Annotated in this window: 15 protein-coding genes; 9 read left to right on the top strand and 6 right to left on the bottom strand. The window is 65.8% G+C overall.

Going from position 1 to position 14,751, the window contains the following annotated elements; genetic code table 11:
• Positions 1 to 226: 226 nt before the first annotated feature.
• The gene (locus WDJ58_RS20035; protein WP_338915078.1) at positions 227 to 2,296 is read right to left on the bottom strand and encodes a S9 family peptidase; all 2,070 of its coding nucleotides are present in this window, start codon (positions 2,294 to 2,296) and stop codon (positions 227 to 229) included.
• A 90-nt stretch (positions 2,297 to 2,386) separates the two neighbouring features.
• On the opposite strand from WDJ58_RS20035, the gene WDJ58_RS20030 reads away from it, so the two are divergent.
• The 5 genes from WDJ58_RS20030 to WDJ58_RS20010 all read left to right on the top strand — a co-directional run bounded on the left by WDJ58_RS20030 (position 2,387) and on the right by WDJ58_RS20010 (position 6,149).
• Positions 2,387 to 2,830, top strand: coding sequence for a universal stress protein (locus tag WDJ58_RS20030; RefSeq protein WP_338915077.1), 444 nt, complete (start codon positions 2,387 to 2,389; stop codon positions 2,828 to 2,830).
• Positions 2,831 to 3,056: 226 nt separating this feature from the next.
• Positions 3,057 to 3,863 (top strand): inositol monophosphatase family protein, encoded by an 807-nt coding sequence (locus WDJ58_RS20025; RefSeq protein WP_338915076.1) that lies wholly within the window; start codon positions 3,057 to 3,059, stop codon positions 3,861 to 3,863.
• A gap of 108 nt (positions 3,864 to 3,971) precedes the next feature.
• Positions 3,972 to 4,139: a hypothetical protein gene (locus tag WDJ58_RS20020; RefSeq protein ID WP_338915075.1), complete on the top strand. Its 168-nt coding sequence runs from the start codon at positions 3,972 to 3,974 to the stop codon at positions 4,137 to 4,139.
• Between the two features lie 237 nt (positions 4,140 to 4,376).
• Positions 4,377 to 5,492, top strand: a complete 1,116-nt coding sequence (gene pdhA, locus WDJ58_RS20015; protein ID WP_338915074.1) for a pyruvate dehydrogenase (acetyl-transferring) E1 component subunit alpha — start codon at positions 4,377 to 4,379, stop codon at positions 5,490 to 5,492.
• Between the two features lie 138 nt (positions 5,493 to 5,630).
• Positions 5,631 to 6,149 (top strand): DUF7139 domain-containing protein, encoded by a 519-nt coding sequence (locus WDJ58_RS20010; RefSeq protein ID WP_338915073.1) that lies wholly within the window; start codon positions 5,631 to 5,633, stop codon positions 6,147 to 6,149.
• Positions 6,150 to 6,193: 44 nt separating this feature from the next.
• On the opposite strand, the gene WDJ58_RS20005 is transcribed toward WDJ58_RS20010, so the two are convergent.
• Complete coding sequence (locus WDJ58_RS20005; protein WP_338915072.1) at positions 6,194 to 7,417, bottom strand: CaiB/BaiF CoA transferase family protein; 1,224 nt, start codon at positions 7,415 to 7,417, stop codon at positions 6,194 to 6,196.
• Between the two features lie 119 nt (positions 7,418 to 7,536).
• Between WDJ58_RS20005 and WDJ58_RS20000 the strand changes: the two genes are divergently transcribed.
• The 4 genes from WDJ58_RS20000 to WDJ58_RS19985 are packed head-to-tail and all read left to right on the top strand — an operon-like array spanning position 7,537 to position 10,166.
• Positions 7,537 to 8,205, top strand: coding sequence for an HAD family hydrolase (locus WDJ58_RS20000; RefSeq protein ID WP_338915071.1), 669 nt, complete (start codon positions 7,537 to 7,539; stop codon positions 8,203 to 8,205).
• Between the two features lie 26 nt (positions 8,206 to 8,231).
• Entirely contained in the window at positions 8,232 to 8,594 is a 363-nt protein-coding gene (locus WDJ58_RS19995; RefSeq protein ID WP_338915070.1) for a hypothetical protein, read from the top strand.
• A 58-nt stretch (positions 8,595 to 8,652) separates the two neighbouring features.
• Positions 8,653 to 9,102 carry an acyl-CoA thioesterase gene (locus tag WDJ58_RS19990; protein WP_338915069.1) on the top strand — a complete coding sequence of 150 codons (450 nt, stop codon included), beginning with the start codon at positions 8,653 to 8,655 and terminating at the stop codon, positions 9,100 to 9,102.
• Complete coding sequence (locus WDJ58_RS19985; RefSeq protein ID WP_338915068.1) at positions 9,099 to 10,166, top strand: hypothetical protein; 1,068 nt, start codon at positions 9,099 to 9,101, stop codon at positions 10,164 to 10,166. The genes WDJ58_RS19990 and WDJ58_RS19985 overlap by 4 nt, the downstream gene beginning before the upstream one ends.
• 152 nt (positions 10,167 to 10,318) lie before the next feature.
• Here the strand turns inward: WDJ58_RS19985 and WDJ58_RS19980 are convergent, their stop codons facing one another.
• The 4 genes from WDJ58_RS19980 to WDJ58_RS19965 all read right to left on the bottom strand — a co-directional run bounded on the left by WDJ58_RS19980 (position 10,319) and on the right by WDJ58_RS19965 (position 14,729).
• Positions 10,319 to 11,107, bottom strand: a complete 789-nt coding sequence (locus WDJ58_RS19980) for a nucleotidyl transferase AbiEii/AbiGii toxin family protein (RefSeq protein WP_338915067.1) — start codon at positions 11,105 to 11,107, stop codon at positions 10,319 to 10,321.
• Positions 11,104 to 11,937: a type IV toxin-antitoxin system AbiEi family antitoxin domain-containing protein gene (locus tag WDJ58_RS19975; RefSeq protein WP_338915066.1), complete on the bottom strand. Its 834-nt coding sequence runs from the start codon at positions 11,935 to 11,937 to the stop codon at positions 11,104 to 11,106. The genes WDJ58_RS19980 and WDJ58_RS19975 overlap by 4 nt, the downstream gene beginning before the upstream one ends.
• Before the next feature lie 162 nt (positions 11,938 to 12,099).
• Positions 12,100 to 13,824 (bottom strand): HEAT repeat domain-containing protein, encoded by a 1,725-nt coding sequence (locus WDJ58_RS19970; RefSeq protein ID WP_338915065.1) that lies wholly within the window; start codon positions 13,822 to 13,824, stop codon positions 12,100 to 12,102.
• Positions 13,821 to 14,729 (bottom strand): ADP-ribosylglycohydrolase family protein, encoded by a 909-nt coding sequence (locus tag WDJ58_RS19965; protein ID WP_338915064.1) that lies wholly within the window; start codon positions 14,727 to 14,729, stop codon positions 13,821 to 13,823. The genes WDJ58_RS19970 and WDJ58_RS19965 overlap by 4 nt, the downstream gene beginning before the upstream one ends.
• Positions 14,730 to 14,751 lie beyond the last annotated feature (22 nt).

Below are 14,751 nucleotides of genomic sequence, written 5' to 3'. Positions count from 1 at the left end.
ACCAATGTACACGTTTGAGAATACGTGATGTCCGAAGGCCTAATCCGGGATCATCCATAGCTGTGAATACCCGCCTCCGATCGCGTGACCGACTCGCGCGCTATATGCAGCACGGCCCCGAGAACACGTCATCGATTGAGGATTTCAACAGAGCCGCTGTATTCTTTCACCGTCGATCACGCACCTCGCTCGAGTGATCACCGGTAAATCGTTACGACGCTCCGTCTCAGTCGTCGTCGTCGCCCTCGCGTGCCGGGTCGTGGCGCTCGTACCAGTCGACGAGCTGGTCGAACCGGTGGACCGCGCGGTCGGGGGCGCTGACGTCGTGGTGGTCGTCGTACATCACCAGCTTCGCCGGGACCCCTCGCTTTCTGACGCTGACGTAGAGCTGTTCGGACTGGGAGGGTGGACAGCGCCAGTCCTCGCTACCGGCCATGATCAGCAACGGCGTCTCGATCTGGTCCACGTCGGTGATCGAGGAACCCGCCGCGAACGCCTCGGGGTCCTCCCAGGGGAGGCCGAACTCCGATTCGACGTGCGTGTGTGAGTCGCTCGTCCCGAACTCGGATCTGAGATCGTAGATGCCGTGCTCGGGGGCGGCAGCGGTGAACAGGTCCGTCCGTGCGACGATGTGGCCCTGTGCGATGCCGCCGTAGGAGATACCGCGGCCGAACACGCGGTCGGGGTCGGCCCACCCCCGCTCGTGGATCGACTCCGCGCACGCGACGACGTCGTCGACCTCGACGGTTCCCCACTTCCCGCGGAGCGTGCGGGCGAACTCGTAGCCGTAGGAGGCCCCGCCGCGGTAGTTCGGACAGATCACGACGTACCCCCGCGAGGCCCACATCGCGTACTCGAAGCGGAACTCCGGGAGGTCGTAGGAGACCGGGCCGCCGTGGATCGAGACGATCAACGGCCGCGGGTCGTCGTCCGCCTCGAACCCCGCGGGGAGGTAGGCGACGGCGTCGAGTTCGCGCCCGTCGGACTCGAAGGTAACCCGCCGGGCCTCGGGCATCGGGTACTCGGCGAGGAGGTCGGCGTTCGTCTCGCTCAGCCGCGTCGTCGCCTCCCGAAGCGACTCGTCGTTCGAAGCGGACAGCAGCCGCTCGGTGGGGACGGTACGGACGTCCGTCCCCTCGCTCGGGTGGGTCACGAGGAGCGCCGTCGTCCCGCCGTCGGCGTCGAGCCTCGCGACGGTGTGGTACGGCCCGAGGTCCGCGAGGAACTCGGGGGATTCGCCCGAGAGCTTCGCGGGCCGGTGTCGAGCCTCGTCGGCGAACAGCCCCACGAGATCGCCGTCGTCGGTCCAGACCGGCTCCCCGAAGTGCGCGACCGTGTGGTCGAGCGATCCACTCCGCGACCGTACCTCGACGTCCTCGAGGAGGTACACCTCGACCGGTCGCGTCCAGTCCTCCGGATCGCCCGCCGTGAACGCCAGCCGATCCCCCGCGTCGTCCCACGCGAGGCTCATCGCCGTCACGTCCCCCTCCGTCCGGCGCTCCAGCCCGGTGCCGTCCGGGCGGATCGTGTAGACGTCCATCGCACCGGAGTCGTCCGGCTCCTCGGTCCGGTTCGAGAGGAAGGCGATGCGGTCGGTGCCCCACGCCGGGTCGAGGCCGGTCATGAACTCCAGGGCCCCGCCGCCGTAGGCGTCGTCGAGCCGGCGGGCCTCCCGGGTCACGGCGTCGACGACGAACAGGTAGGTGGTGACGTCGTCGAGCCAGCCCGTGCCGTCGCCCTTGTGCTGGAGCCGTTCGGTCACCACGGGGCCGTCCTCCTCCCGTCGCGAGCGGAGGTACTCGCGCTGTTCGTCCGTGGGGTCGCGCGCGGCCACGACGAGACGGTCGCCCGCCGGCCCCCAGTCGAACCCGCTCACCCCCTCCGGGAACGACTCGTCGGTGGTGACCAGTCTGGCGTCCCCGCCGAGTTCGAGGTCGAAGACCCAGACGTGCGAGCGGGGCCCCTCGCCGATGGGGCCCTCGTCGCTCTCGTCGTCCGCCGTCTCGGCACCTCGCTCGACGGCGAGTTCGAGGTCCTCCTCGCGGGCGGCGGTGAACGCGAGCCGTGATCCGTCGGGACTCCACGTCGGCGAACCCCCATCGGATGCACGAGTGAGCCGGTGCGGTTCGCGCGAGCCGTCGGCCGGGACGACGAACAGCGACGTCCGGTGGCTCTCCTCCTCGGGGTCGGCGTCGGTGGCCACGAACGCGACCCGATCGCCGTCCGGGGAGACGGCCACCTCCGTCACCCGGGTCAGGTCGTAGTAGGCGTCCGTCGGTATCGGCTCGGCAGTCATGCCGCGGAAACCGGACGGACGGCACATCAGCGTGGGGGGTTCGAGGTCCCCGGCGGCGGGAACTATACGCCCGGACGACGTACGGGCCGCATGGTCATACTGGTCCCGTTCGACGGATCCGAGCTGGCGACGGCGGCGCTGCGCCGGGCGACCGAGTTCGCCGAACTGACCGACGAGCCGCTGGTCGTCCTCTCGGTCGTCACCGACGACGAGCGGTTCGCCCGCGGGCGCGGCTGGATCGACGGGGACGAGCCGTACGACCCGGACGCGATCGCCGAACGGCTCGAGGCGAGCGTCAGGGAGGTGGCACCCGACGCCACGTTCCGCCGCGAGACGCCGACCGACGCCGGCGAGATGGCGGCGACCCCGCTCGACGTCGCCCGGACCATCCGTCAGGTCGCCCACGAGATCGACGCCTCGATCGTGTTCGTCGGCTCGGAGAACGCGGGGCGCGTCTCGACGCCCATCACCAGCGTCGGCTCACCGGTCTCGGAGGATCCCGGCTACGACGTCCACATCGTCCGACACACGTGACGAACGAGCGGCCGAGGTCGACGATCGACGGTCCGCGTCGAGGTCCTCGCCCGGTGATGGATCGGAGGCGGTGTCGAATCGAGGGCGCACCGAGCAGGGGACGGACTCTCCGATCCCTGGCCCGGGTGCTCGACGTGCTTTGACTCCCCGGGGCGGCCACCGCGGGCGGAGCCCGACGACCCACCGCAACGGGAAGGACTTTGGCGTATCTGGAGCTCTCCGGGGTATGAGCGACCTTCAGATATCCGACTCCCGCCTCGAACTGGCGGTTCGCGCCGCGAAGGAGGCCGGGGAGCGGGCCGCATCGGTCAAGACGACGACGCCGAGCGAGCGGAAGGGGAACGACTCGATCGTGACTGCGGCCGACCGGGAGGCCGAATCCATCGTCCGCGAGCACCTCCGGGACGGCTCCGATAACCCGGTCTTCGGGGAGGAGTACGGCGGTGACATCGAGGGCGAGGACACCTACTGGGTCGTCGATCCGATCGACGGCACGCGGAACTTCTCGTACCAACAGCCGCTGTATGGGTGTGCCGTCGCGCTGGTGGAGGCCGACGAGCCGACGGTCGGGGTGTGGTACATGCCGGAACTGGACTACCTATTCTACGCGGTCGCGGGGCGTGGCGCGTACCGCGGGGCCGAGCGGCTGTCGGTGTCCGACGAGCGGGATCTGGGTCGGTCGTACCCCATCGTGACCGGGAAGGGTCGGGAACGGATCTACCCGGCGGTCGCGCGGCTGACCGAGGGCGCACAGCAGGTCGGGAGCGCGGTGATGACCGAGAGCTGGGTGGCGTCGGGCTGGTCCGACGTGGGCGTGCTCACCGCGCTCGCGCCGTGGGACATGGCTGCGGGTGTCGTCCTCGTCCGGGAGGCCGGCGGCGTGCTGAAGACGGTGGCCGACGGGGCCTCGGACTGGGCGGCCGTCTCGGAGGGTCGTGTCGTGGTCGGAGCCGAGCCACTCGTGGACGCGGTTCGCGCCGAGTTCTCGCCCGACGAGGTCGAGATGGTCCTGAACACGGAGTACGACTGGTAACGCCGGACCCTCCGGCGCGTAGCGGGACCACGTGAGAGCCTCGGGCGGGTGAGCACTGTGCGCACTGCTCACGATACGGATATCCCCTCGTCGAGCCTCCCTCGACCGATGGCTTCACAGGCGGAGGCGCTCGGACAGTGTACCGAATGCGCGGCCACGTACCCGCTCTACAGGAGGGACGGCGAGTGGCGAGCGCTCGGCACGGACGGGAACTGCGAGTGCGGGAACGGCGATTTCACCGTCCTCTCGGGCGACGAGCTGGCAGACCCCGACTGAGCCCGCGAGCCTCCACGACTCCGACCGATCCCGCGGACCCGTTCCCACCACCCGTCGTACTCGGTCTCGCCCTGTAGCACGCCGCGGGTGACACGCTCGGAGGGGTCCGACGGTACCGGCGAGACGGGACCGGGCGGTGGGCGACCCCGTGACCGACGTGCCGGCCGCCGGGTTCGACCCCGTTCTATCGCCTCCGGGACGGGCGGATTGATATGGGCGGGGCGTGCCAACCCGGACATGGACGCTTCCCTCTTCGACCGTGCCCCGGGCGATACGGTCCGGGTGCTCGACAGCGACGGCCAGGTGGTCGCGCCAGACCTCGAACCGGACCTGTCCGAGGAGACGCTGCTGGGGATCTATCGGGACATGCGCACGACGCGGCACTTCGACGAGCGGATGGTGAGCCTCCAGCGACAGGGCCGTATGGGGACTTACTCGCCGTCGGCGGGACAGGAGGGCTCGCAGATCGGCACGACCTACGCCCTCTCGCCCGAGGACTGGATCTCCTACCAGTACCGCGAGCACGGTTCGGTGATCGCCCGCGGGTTCCCCCACGAGTACATCCGGTACTGGGCGGGCCACGAGTCCGGGAACGAGGCGCTCGCTGAGGTGAACGTCTTCCCGCTCAACATCTCCATCGCGGGGCACATCCCCCACGCGACCGGCCTCGCGTGGGCACAGAAGCTCAAGGGCGACGAGGCGATCTCCGTCTGTCACTTCGGCGACGGGGCGACCTCCGAGGGCGACTTCCACGAGGGCCTGAACTTCGCGGGCGTGTTCGACGTCCCCGCGGTCTTCGTCTGTCACAACAACGGGTGGGCGATCTCCGTCCCCCGAGAACGGCAGACGGCGAGCGAGACCATCGCGGAGAAGGCCCACGCATACGGCTTCGACGGGATCCAGGTCGACGGAATGGATCCGCTCGCGTCGTACGCCGCGATGTCGGCGGCCGCCGAGAAGGCCCGTTCCCCGGACGGGGAGCGACCGCGACCCACGCTGCTGGAGACCGTCGAGTACCGCTTCGGCGCGCACACCACCGCCGACGACCCCGACGCCTACCGCGAGGAGGAGGAGGTCGAGGAGTGGCGCGAGCGCGATCCCCTCGACCGGTTCGAGGCCTACCTCCGGGAGCGGGGTGTCCTCGACGACGAGGGCGTGGAGGCGGCGGGCGAACTCGCCCGCGAGCGGGTGGCCGAGGCCGTCGACGCCGCCGAGTCCGGCCCCGACGCCGACCCCGAGGACCTGTTCGCCGACGCGTACGCCGAACCGACCCCGCGGGTACTGGAGTCCCGCGAGGAGCTCAGACGGCTCCGCGAGCGACACGGCGACGACGTGCTCCTCAGGGAGAACTGATCGGGACCTCGGCTCGTCACGCCGACGGAACGCCCCTCGACCCCGCCGTCTCGGCGGTCCGTCGCCGCCCGCGAGCCTCGCCGAGAGCACGACCCCCCGTGGGAAATCATTATGTAAGCCGAAACCTATCTATTTGTAATGTCTTTTGAGCGCCACGCCGAGATACTCATCGACTGCTATCGCGACCTCGTCGGGACGATCCGCTCGGCCACCTACCGGAACGCACGGATCGGACAGGCGCTGGCGCTGTTCGGTATCCTCGCGTTCCTCGGGGGGTACGGGCTGTTCCTCGCCGGCGAGTCGCTCGGATACGCCTCCGAGAACTACTGGACCTACCGTCGGTTCGCCGGGGTCCTCGCGGGGTTCGGCCTGCCAGCGCTGCTCTACGGGCTGGTGGTCGCCCTCCCGGACGTCGGACGGAACTCCTACGTCTCGCTGGCCGGAGCGGTGCTCTGCTCGGCCGCGGTCGTCCTCTTCTTCGGTACGTATCCCGAGCGGTGGAACGTGGCCGGCTCGCCCGACTACGTAGTCGAGACGGTGACCCTCTACGGTCTCGGGGCGATGCTCTGTGCGGCCGCGGCCGGCGGGGCGGTCAACTGCCACTTCGAGAAGGAGAGCATCACCGGGTTCATCTGGGGGCGCTCGCCCGACCGGTAGGCCCGTCGCTCCCGGGCCGTCCGGTGGACGCCTCGGCCCGGATGCTACCCCGACCGGTCGTCGCCCTGCTCCGTCCCATCCACCCGTATCGACCCCCGCTCCCGGAGTTCGTCGATCTCCGCGGCGCTGTAACCCCGAGCTTCGAGTACCTCCTCGGTGTGCTCGCCGAGCCGCGGCGGGTGGCGGTCGATCCCCGGTTCGAGGCGGTCGTACTTGACGGGGAAGCCGAGCGTGTCGACCTCGCCGGCGTCGGGGTGCTCCATCGTCCGGCGCATCTCCCGCGCCCGCACCTGCGGGTGCTCCCACACCGAGAGAGTGTCGTTGACCCGTCCCGCGGGGACGCCGGCCTCGCGGAGCGCGGCGACGAGCTCGTCGACCTCCCAGTCGGCAAGCAGATCGACCAGCTGCTCGTCGAGCGCCTCCTGGTTCGACACCCGGCGGTTGACCTCCTCGAAACGCTCGTCGGCGGCGAGTTCGGGTTCGTCGATGGCCTCACAGAACCGCCGCCAGTGACGGTCGGTTATCACGGATAGTTGAACGTCGCCGTCGGCGACCTCGTAGACCCCCTCGGGGGCGAAGTAGTTGTGTCGGCGGCCGAACGGGGGGTAGGGCTCGCCGGTGGCGAAGCTGTACGTCGCCCGCGTCGTGAGCCCGGCGACCCCCGCATCGAGGAGCGCCACGTCGACGAAGTCGCCCTCGCCGGAGTCCCGGCGGTCGTACAGCGCCGTCAGTATCCCCTGGACGGCGTAGAGCGAGGCGAACACGTCGTTCATCGGGATACCGGTCCGCATCGGTGGTGTCTCCCCCGTGCGGGTCATCGACATCGCGCCGCTGAGTGCCTGCACGGTGGTGTCGATGCCGGCGTCCTCGCGGTAGGGGCCGGTCGCCCCGTACGCGGAGATCGAGCAGTAGACGAGTTCGGGGTTGCGCTCGCGGACCGTCTCGTGGTCGATGCCGTACCGCTCTGCGAACGTCGGTGGGAAGTTCATCAGGACGACGTCGGCCGACTCCGCCAGATCGAGGAACACCTCCCTCCCGTCGGGACCGGTGACGTCGAGCGCGAGCCCCCGCTTGTTCCGGTTGGCGGTGAGGTAGTAGAAGCTCTCATCGCCGACCCGGGGGTCGAGCCCGCGGGCGAGTTCCCCCTCCCCCGGCCGTTCGATCTTCACCACGTCCGCCCCGAGATCGCCGAGCATCTGTCCCGCGTACGGCCCGGCGATCATCGTCGTCAGTTCGAGGACCGACACCCCGTCGAGTGGTCGGGTCATGGACGGGACTCGCGGAGGACCGACGTAAGCGGTCGGGTTCCGAACGGGGCACGTGGAACGACGCCGGCCCGCCGGGGCGGGACCGCAGGTTCAAGTCGACCCCGCTCGCGGGTAATCGTGTGTACGACGCGGTGGTCTTCGACAACGACGGCGTCCTCGTGACGGTGCCTTCGCTCCCGGTGTTCCGCGAGGCGGCCAGGCGGGCGTTCGAGGGGCTGGGGATCGACCCCGAGCCGGCCGACGTCGCGGCCGTCTCCGGTGCGGCGGACCCCGAGCGAGTCCGCGAGATCTGCGAGCGTCACGGGCTCGACCCGGACGCCTTCTGGCGGCGGCGCGACCGCGAGGCGTCGCTCGCACAGCGCGAGGAGGTCCGTGCGGGCCGCACGCGGCCGTACGACGACCTCGGCGTCGTCCGGTCGCTCGACGCGCGGACGGCGATCGTCTCCTCGAACCAGCACGAGACGATCGAGTTCCTGCTCGACCACCTCGACCTGCGGGAGGCGTTCGACGCGTACTTCGGGCGCGAGCACTCGATGGCCGGCGTCGAGCGCAAGAAGCCCGGGACGCACTACCTCGACCTGGCGATGACGGCCATCGACGCCGACCCCGGGCGGACGCTGATGGTGGGTGACAGCGAGTCCGACCTCCGCGCGGCCCACGCGGCGGGCGTCGACTCGGCGTTCCTCCGGCGTGACCACCGAGCGGACTACGAGCTGTCGGTCGCGCCGACCCACGAGCTCTCGACGCTACGCGACCTGCGGGGTCTGGTCCGGACGTCGGCAGATTGATGCCGGAGGGATACCGACGGCCGGGCATGCAGGCTCTGGAGTCGACGACGCCGCTACAGCGGTTCGTGTTACTGGCCGTCGCCGACCTCGACGGCCGGGAGGAGTCGGCGGCCCGGTCGTTCGACGTGCGCGAGTTCTGTGAGGCCCACGCCGGGGAGCTCGACGGGGACCCGTTCGGCGGCGGGATCACCCGCCAGGGGATCATCAGGGCGCTCACGGCGCTCGAAGCCGAGGGACTGCTCCGCGAGAACGTCGGCGACCAGTCACCGGTCGGCAAGGGTCGACCGGTCTACTCGCTGGCCGACGAGCATGAGGCGGTCCTCGACGCGCTCGCGGACGACGACCACGTCGGTCCGGTCGCTCGCTCGCTCCGTTCGTCCCCGGAGTGACTACGCGCTCCGGTCGACCCGCGGTAGTTTTTCGGCGGGCCGCCCCCGACCCGGTGCCGTGACGACCCCCACCGAGACGTACATCGAGAATCGGGAGCGGATACAGCCCAACCAGACGAACAACCTCGATACGGCCCACGGCGGCATCGTGATGATGCTCATGGACGAGATCGGCGCGATGTCGGCGATGCGGTTCGCGGGCGAGACCTGCGTCACCGCCCGCGTCGAGAGCCTGAACTTCGAGCGATCCATCCCTCGCGGCGACGTGGCCGTCGTCGAGTCGTGGGTGTACGACGCCGGGCGATCGAGCGTCAGAGTCCGGCTCCGGGTCGACCGCCAGGAGCCCCGGACCGGCGAGCGCGAGCGGACGAGCGAGTCCTGCTTCGTCTTCGTCGCCGTCGATGCCGACGGCCGACCGCAAGCGGTGCCGGAGCTCGCCGTCGAGACCGACCGCGACCGGGAACTCCGGGCCGAGGGGCTCGACGCGGACGAGGAGACGGAGGGGTGACCACACCGGATACCGCCGCTCCGGGGCGACACCGACCCGTCGCGGTCGAGTTCGTCCTTCTTAACGCCCTCTACCATCAGGGCGTCGAATCAATCGCCGTTAAACATCCCTGCGAGGGCATCGGCGAACTCGTCCAAATCACTCTGGAGAACGATGGGCAAGCAACAGTCCGGTTCACGCAGGGAACGATGACGTACCAGGACAACCGTGAAGCGATTCCTGCCAAGCACGGAGAACCTGCCGACAACGATCTCCCAGACGCCGAGACGTACACCCGGACGATGATCGCCAGCGGCCACGTCCCACTCAACAACCACGACGCTGTCAAGGAGTTCATCCAGCGCCACGGCTACGCTGATCTCGAAGCCGGTCACGACCCTGTCGTGCTCGGTGTAGACGCGAACATCATCGCGTGGCGACTCCCAGAAGTCCTCGGGATCGACAGTGAAACAGGAGCTACTGACGACCGTGATCGACGACCAACCAACGGGTACGCGCTCGCCACGGGTGTCAAAGAAGAATTAGACTGGCACTTCAAACAATACAACACGCACGAGTTGACGAAGGCGTTCGGTGAGGAATTCGCTCGCCTAGATAACCAGCCAGCTGGCGCGAACCGCGAAGGATTCCTCGGCCTGTACGAATACCGCCGTCTCCGAACCAACCGGACAGCCGACATCATCGAGTGTGATACCGGAGATGAAGCTATTGTCACCGCCTACAAGGAGTACAACCAAAACAGCAGGAAGCAAGCGGTGTTACTCGGCAACGATCACGGGTTCGTTGAGCGAAGCATCGACGCTGGCGTCCCGGCACAGCACATCGACTACCCGATCGACATCCCACGGAAAGCCACAGACTCATGGACGCAAGCAGCCGAACTCCTCTATTACCTCGCCATCCTGTTCGGCGTCATCCGGCTTCCAAAAGTGAGCGTCTACGGCGTCTGGAACGGGAAGGACGGTCGACACTGGCAACACGAACAACTTGATCTCGACTGTCGGAGTCCCAAAATCGAACCCCACCTAGAACGGGATCTCACCATCCTTGGTGCTACGTATTGACCGGGTCAGAACGTTCGAACCGTAGGCTGACACGGACGAATAGCGCGTATCACGCAGGCATTTATTCGTCTACTATAGTAGCGTTTGGAACCGATGACACACGCCGGACGGGGACGCTCCCCCCGTCCGTGAGTAAAGACTTCCAAACGCTACTATAGCGAATCGACATAGTCGTCGAGTGCTTCGTAGACCTGGTCGAACTCTGGGAGGTCAGCAACCAAATCAGGAAGCGTATTCTGCCAGCCGTCACGGATCTCATCTCGTTTCTCTCCGGGAAGCCCGTCCCGAAGATCAATGTCCAGACCGTCGTGCTCACACTTCCGCGAAAATGCCGGAAGGATCACCGAATCGTCGATGTCGGCTTCCGTAATCATTCGATACAGGTCGTAGTAATCACGAGCCTGTGACCGCTGATAGAGCGCCCGCAACTTCTCCGCGAAGATCTCCTCCAGACTGTACGCGGTCACCTCGAATCCAGGGACATCCTCGTAGCTGTGGCGATGGCTTACCGAAGCGAACGCAACGTATTCGTCGATCATCACGTCCAGACTCGTCGTGTTCTTGTGACCGAGCACAGCGTTGTACTGGATGTCGATATCGACGTAATGCGTCGGATACGCTTCTTTCTGCAGCTCGCGGTGCTTGGTCACCTCGAAATCGATACCAGATGCTCTGGCCGCGTCTTCCAATGTGTCTCGCAACTCCGATTTGGTTCCGTGATACTCTCCCTCGACACCGAAGTCAAGATCTTCCGAGTAGCGCCACGTCTCCGGGAAGTACAGCTTGCTGAGCGCGGTTCCACCTTTGAACAGTAGGTTGTCACCGTAAGAACTCGTGTAGATCGCCCACAGAATCCACGAATTGACGTAGTTTTTCTCCGCGTAGCCGAGGCGAACGCCCAGCTCTCTGGCTACCCGTCGTAGTTGCGCGTCGGTAATCATGAGTCCCCATCCGGGAAAACCGATTCGGGAGTCGTGTTCAGACGGAGCTGGTACGTACTGTCTCTGGTTCCCGTCGCTGCTCTCGTCGGATCAAGCAGCGGGTATCCGGTCGTGAAGTTCTCGACGAGGTCTTCGTACTCTGGCAGGGTGATGTCCAACTGATCGGCAAGGTAGACGATCCGTTTCGTTGCCGCCCCATTCCCGACGCGTCGCAGGTATTCGACAACACAGTCCCATGAACATCGCGTGTCGACAGCGTTCTGCATTGCCTTCGCAAGCTCACCGATACCGCCGCAGAACTCTGGATGGTCGGCACAGTCGACCAGTGTCTTCTCGATGCTCGAAATGTTCACCTGATTTGACCCGACTGCAGTCGGTTGATACCCGAAGAATTTCTGCCCGGTGACGGTCACCGGTCGATACGTCACGCCGTGGATGTCACGCTCTTGAGCGCGCTCTGTCGTCACAATGTACACCGTCCGAGACAGTTGCTCTGTCAGCCCGTGATGATTCAGCGCACTCCAGTACCCAATGTACATCGGCTCTACGAGAGCGGACGCGATCACGAACTCGTGCTCGGTGTACACGGCGTTCTCACCCGCAGCGAGTGGCAAAATCAGATACCTCCCGTGGGCAATCCGCTCAAGCCACCCCTTCTCCTTGAGCGCATACGCCGTGTCCTTTGCCGATTTCCGCGGGATATCGAGCACATCCGCGATGTCACTAATGGTGATAATCTGTCGGCCCTCGCTGGCGAGCCGTGACAGTGCCTGTGACTCACGTGTCGACAGGCTTTTTCGTTGAATTTCTTCGTCGTTTGTTGGTTCCATAGCCGCTCAGCACACATAGAATCTAAATCCGAGGCCTGCATAAAGGTATCCGTTGAGAGGTATTCTAAAGAAAGTTGGCCCCTCAGCCGCTCACCGTACATAGAATCTAAATCAGGCACCTACTCGACACCACTACCACTTCAGACTTAATCCACCTCTGTCTCACCTCAAGCGGGAGATCGCCCATCCCGCTCGGTCGCGTACTGTCTCATCTGAATCGTTCTCTTTCACTTCTTCGAGCGTCTCGATAGGCACGCTCACGTGCGCGTTCCCGATCAAGGAGCACACGTTCGCCCGGACTGCCGGACTCGGATCCTTCAACGCAGCCTCTAACCGATCCTGTTGTGCTCGAATCGCAGCCGGATCTGCCTCACCTGCTTGCTGAAGTGCTACCGAGGCATTCACCCGTGCCTGAATATTGTTGTCTGCAAGCTGGGCCGCGATCTGATCAGCATACTCGACCACGACCGCCGGATGTTCCTGTGCGAGGTCACCGAGCAGCCCGACCGCATTATTCCGAACGCGTTTCGCGTCAGCGTCCAGTACCGTCACTAACTCGTCCACGATGGGTTCAGCAGCGTTCGGATAGTTCGATGCGACCTTCCCCAGCGCCGCTAACGCATTCGTCTGCGTCGTCTCATCCTCACTCTGCATTGCCTCAATCAAGACAGCGATCGCGGGGAACACCTCTTCAGGATACGCTTCCGCGACGCAGGAGAGTGCGTACACCGCATAACTCTGTGTTGCCTTCGTCTCCGCCGTTGCCGCCGCTTCCAACGCGGGAACTGCGTCGAGAACACTCGCCGGGGCAGCTTCCGCCAACTCCATCAAGCAATGCGTCGCGGCTGCCCGGTACATAGAGTTCTGACTCGCGTAGGCTGCCAGGCCACCAACGTGATCTTTCAGCACCGTGGGGTTGACCGTCGCAGCTTTATGCAGTGCGTTGAGCGCCGCTCGATCGAGCGCCGACGGCTCGTCAGCAAGTAAGTCGAACGTGACATCGACGGCGACCTCTCGAAAATCGTCACAGTGCTCCACTGCAGCCATCGCCAGGCGAAGCGCTTCACGACGATCCACGTTCGCCGCGTCCGCTGCCGCATCAGACAGCATCGTCCGGAGCAGTTCCTCACCCACCGACGCAGCGTCATCTTCGAGCTGTTTTCGAACCGCCGTGAACGCCGCCCCCGCTAGCGGGTCAGCGAGGCGCTCGTACGGGACAGGATGCAACGCCTCAATCTCGGGGAGACGAACGGAGAACCGCTCATCGTTCCCAACAGTCTCGAACCAAAACGCTGGCGGGCCTTTCAACGGCGTCATCGACGGACGATCCGGTTCGAAATGCGTGACGAGATGCGTCTTCCGTTCACCGTCCGTCCGGTGTGTGAGCTCAAACACGTACCCGTCAGCAAGAACGTCTCGAACTGCGTCCCCCGATTCAAACCCGCCATCCGGACTCAGATCAGTTGAGGGCGGTGCTGAAACCCCGAGTTCTCCTCGCCGGACATACTCGACGAAGTCCCACGCGTGGTAGTGCTCCCAGCTATCGACGTGCCCCAAATCGAGATCATCCACGGCGATGTACCCCTCAGCATCCGGGAACAATTCCGCGATAATGCGGAGGCGTTCTTCACGTTCAGGCCACCACTCGTAGTACCCGTACTCGTCCTGCTCACCGAGCGCATCGATGTGCCCGTCACGCCGCCGAATTGACTCCACTGTGCCCGGGATGTCTGCTTCCTCGACGAGGTCCTGATTCCCGATCGCCCAGACTTCATGACCGGCTTCGTGTGCCCAGTACCGCACCCACTCAAGCGGCACCGCTTCTCGCCGTGGATGCGGATTCACGTCCACCGTCCAGTCCCGGTCGAACGCCAGGACGTACATCATGCTACGTCGACGAGTCGCTTGGCCAACGTTTCGAGTTCGTCGGTCTCGTCGATGGCATTCAGCCATCGATCCGGAAGCTGTGACGCCCCGAACCGTGCCCCAGCGACCGCACCCGCAATCGCGCCAATCGTGTCCGTGTCACCGCCGCGATTCACGGCCGTCACTATCGCTTCCTCGGCACTGTCCGAGACGAGGCCATCGTGGAGGGCCGTCTGCAGCGAATGCACAACGTACCCTGACGTCTCCAGCGTGCCGGGTGAGTCGCCACGTGCGAGTGGTTCGAGCGCCGTCACGAGTTCATCAGGCGCGTCTGCACCGACGTAGTCGAGGGCATCCTGCAACGGCGTGTCCACATCTTCGAGGAGGCCAGCCACGGTGAGGTTCAGAACCGCACAGCCCTCTGTACACCGTGGATCCGCGTGCGTGATCTGCGAGGCCTGCCGACTCACCTCGGCGAGCCGATCCCAGCCACTCGCGTACGGAATAGCGAGCGGCGGGCACCGCATCACACTCCCGTTCCCCGCATTTTGCCCTTCTCGGCTTTGCTCCCAGACGTACTGACCTGCCTCATCCCACGCATCGCCGTGTTTGAGCCGGCTGAGTGACCGCATCGTCATCCGACCGATGTCAAACGGACCGCTATCGTACCACGCAACGAACCGGTCAGCGATGTCTGCCGGATCGAAGTCCTGCTGTTCGACGAGGCTCCGTGCGATGCACAGCGCCTGCTCAGTATCGTCCGTGATCGTCCCCGCGGGCTGGTTCCACGTTCCGTGCCCAGCCATCTCGTCAAGCCGTCCGTGCTCGGCACTGATTTCCGACGCGGAGTTGAACTCGACCGGGCGACCAAGCGCATCCCCACACGCCAACCCCAGCAAACTCCCACGGGTTCGATCTGAATCCATACGTCACTCAACGACTACGCCT

The sequence above is a fragment of the Salinirubellus litoreus genome (assembly GCF_037335815.1).
GTDB classification, from domain to species: Archaea; Halobacteriota; Halobacteria; order Halobacteriales; family Haloarculaceae; genus Salinirubellus; species Salinirubellus litoreus.
The sequence above is the reverse complement of the archived record's forward strand: the minus strand, read 5'-3'. Positions and strand labels throughout refer to the sequence as shown.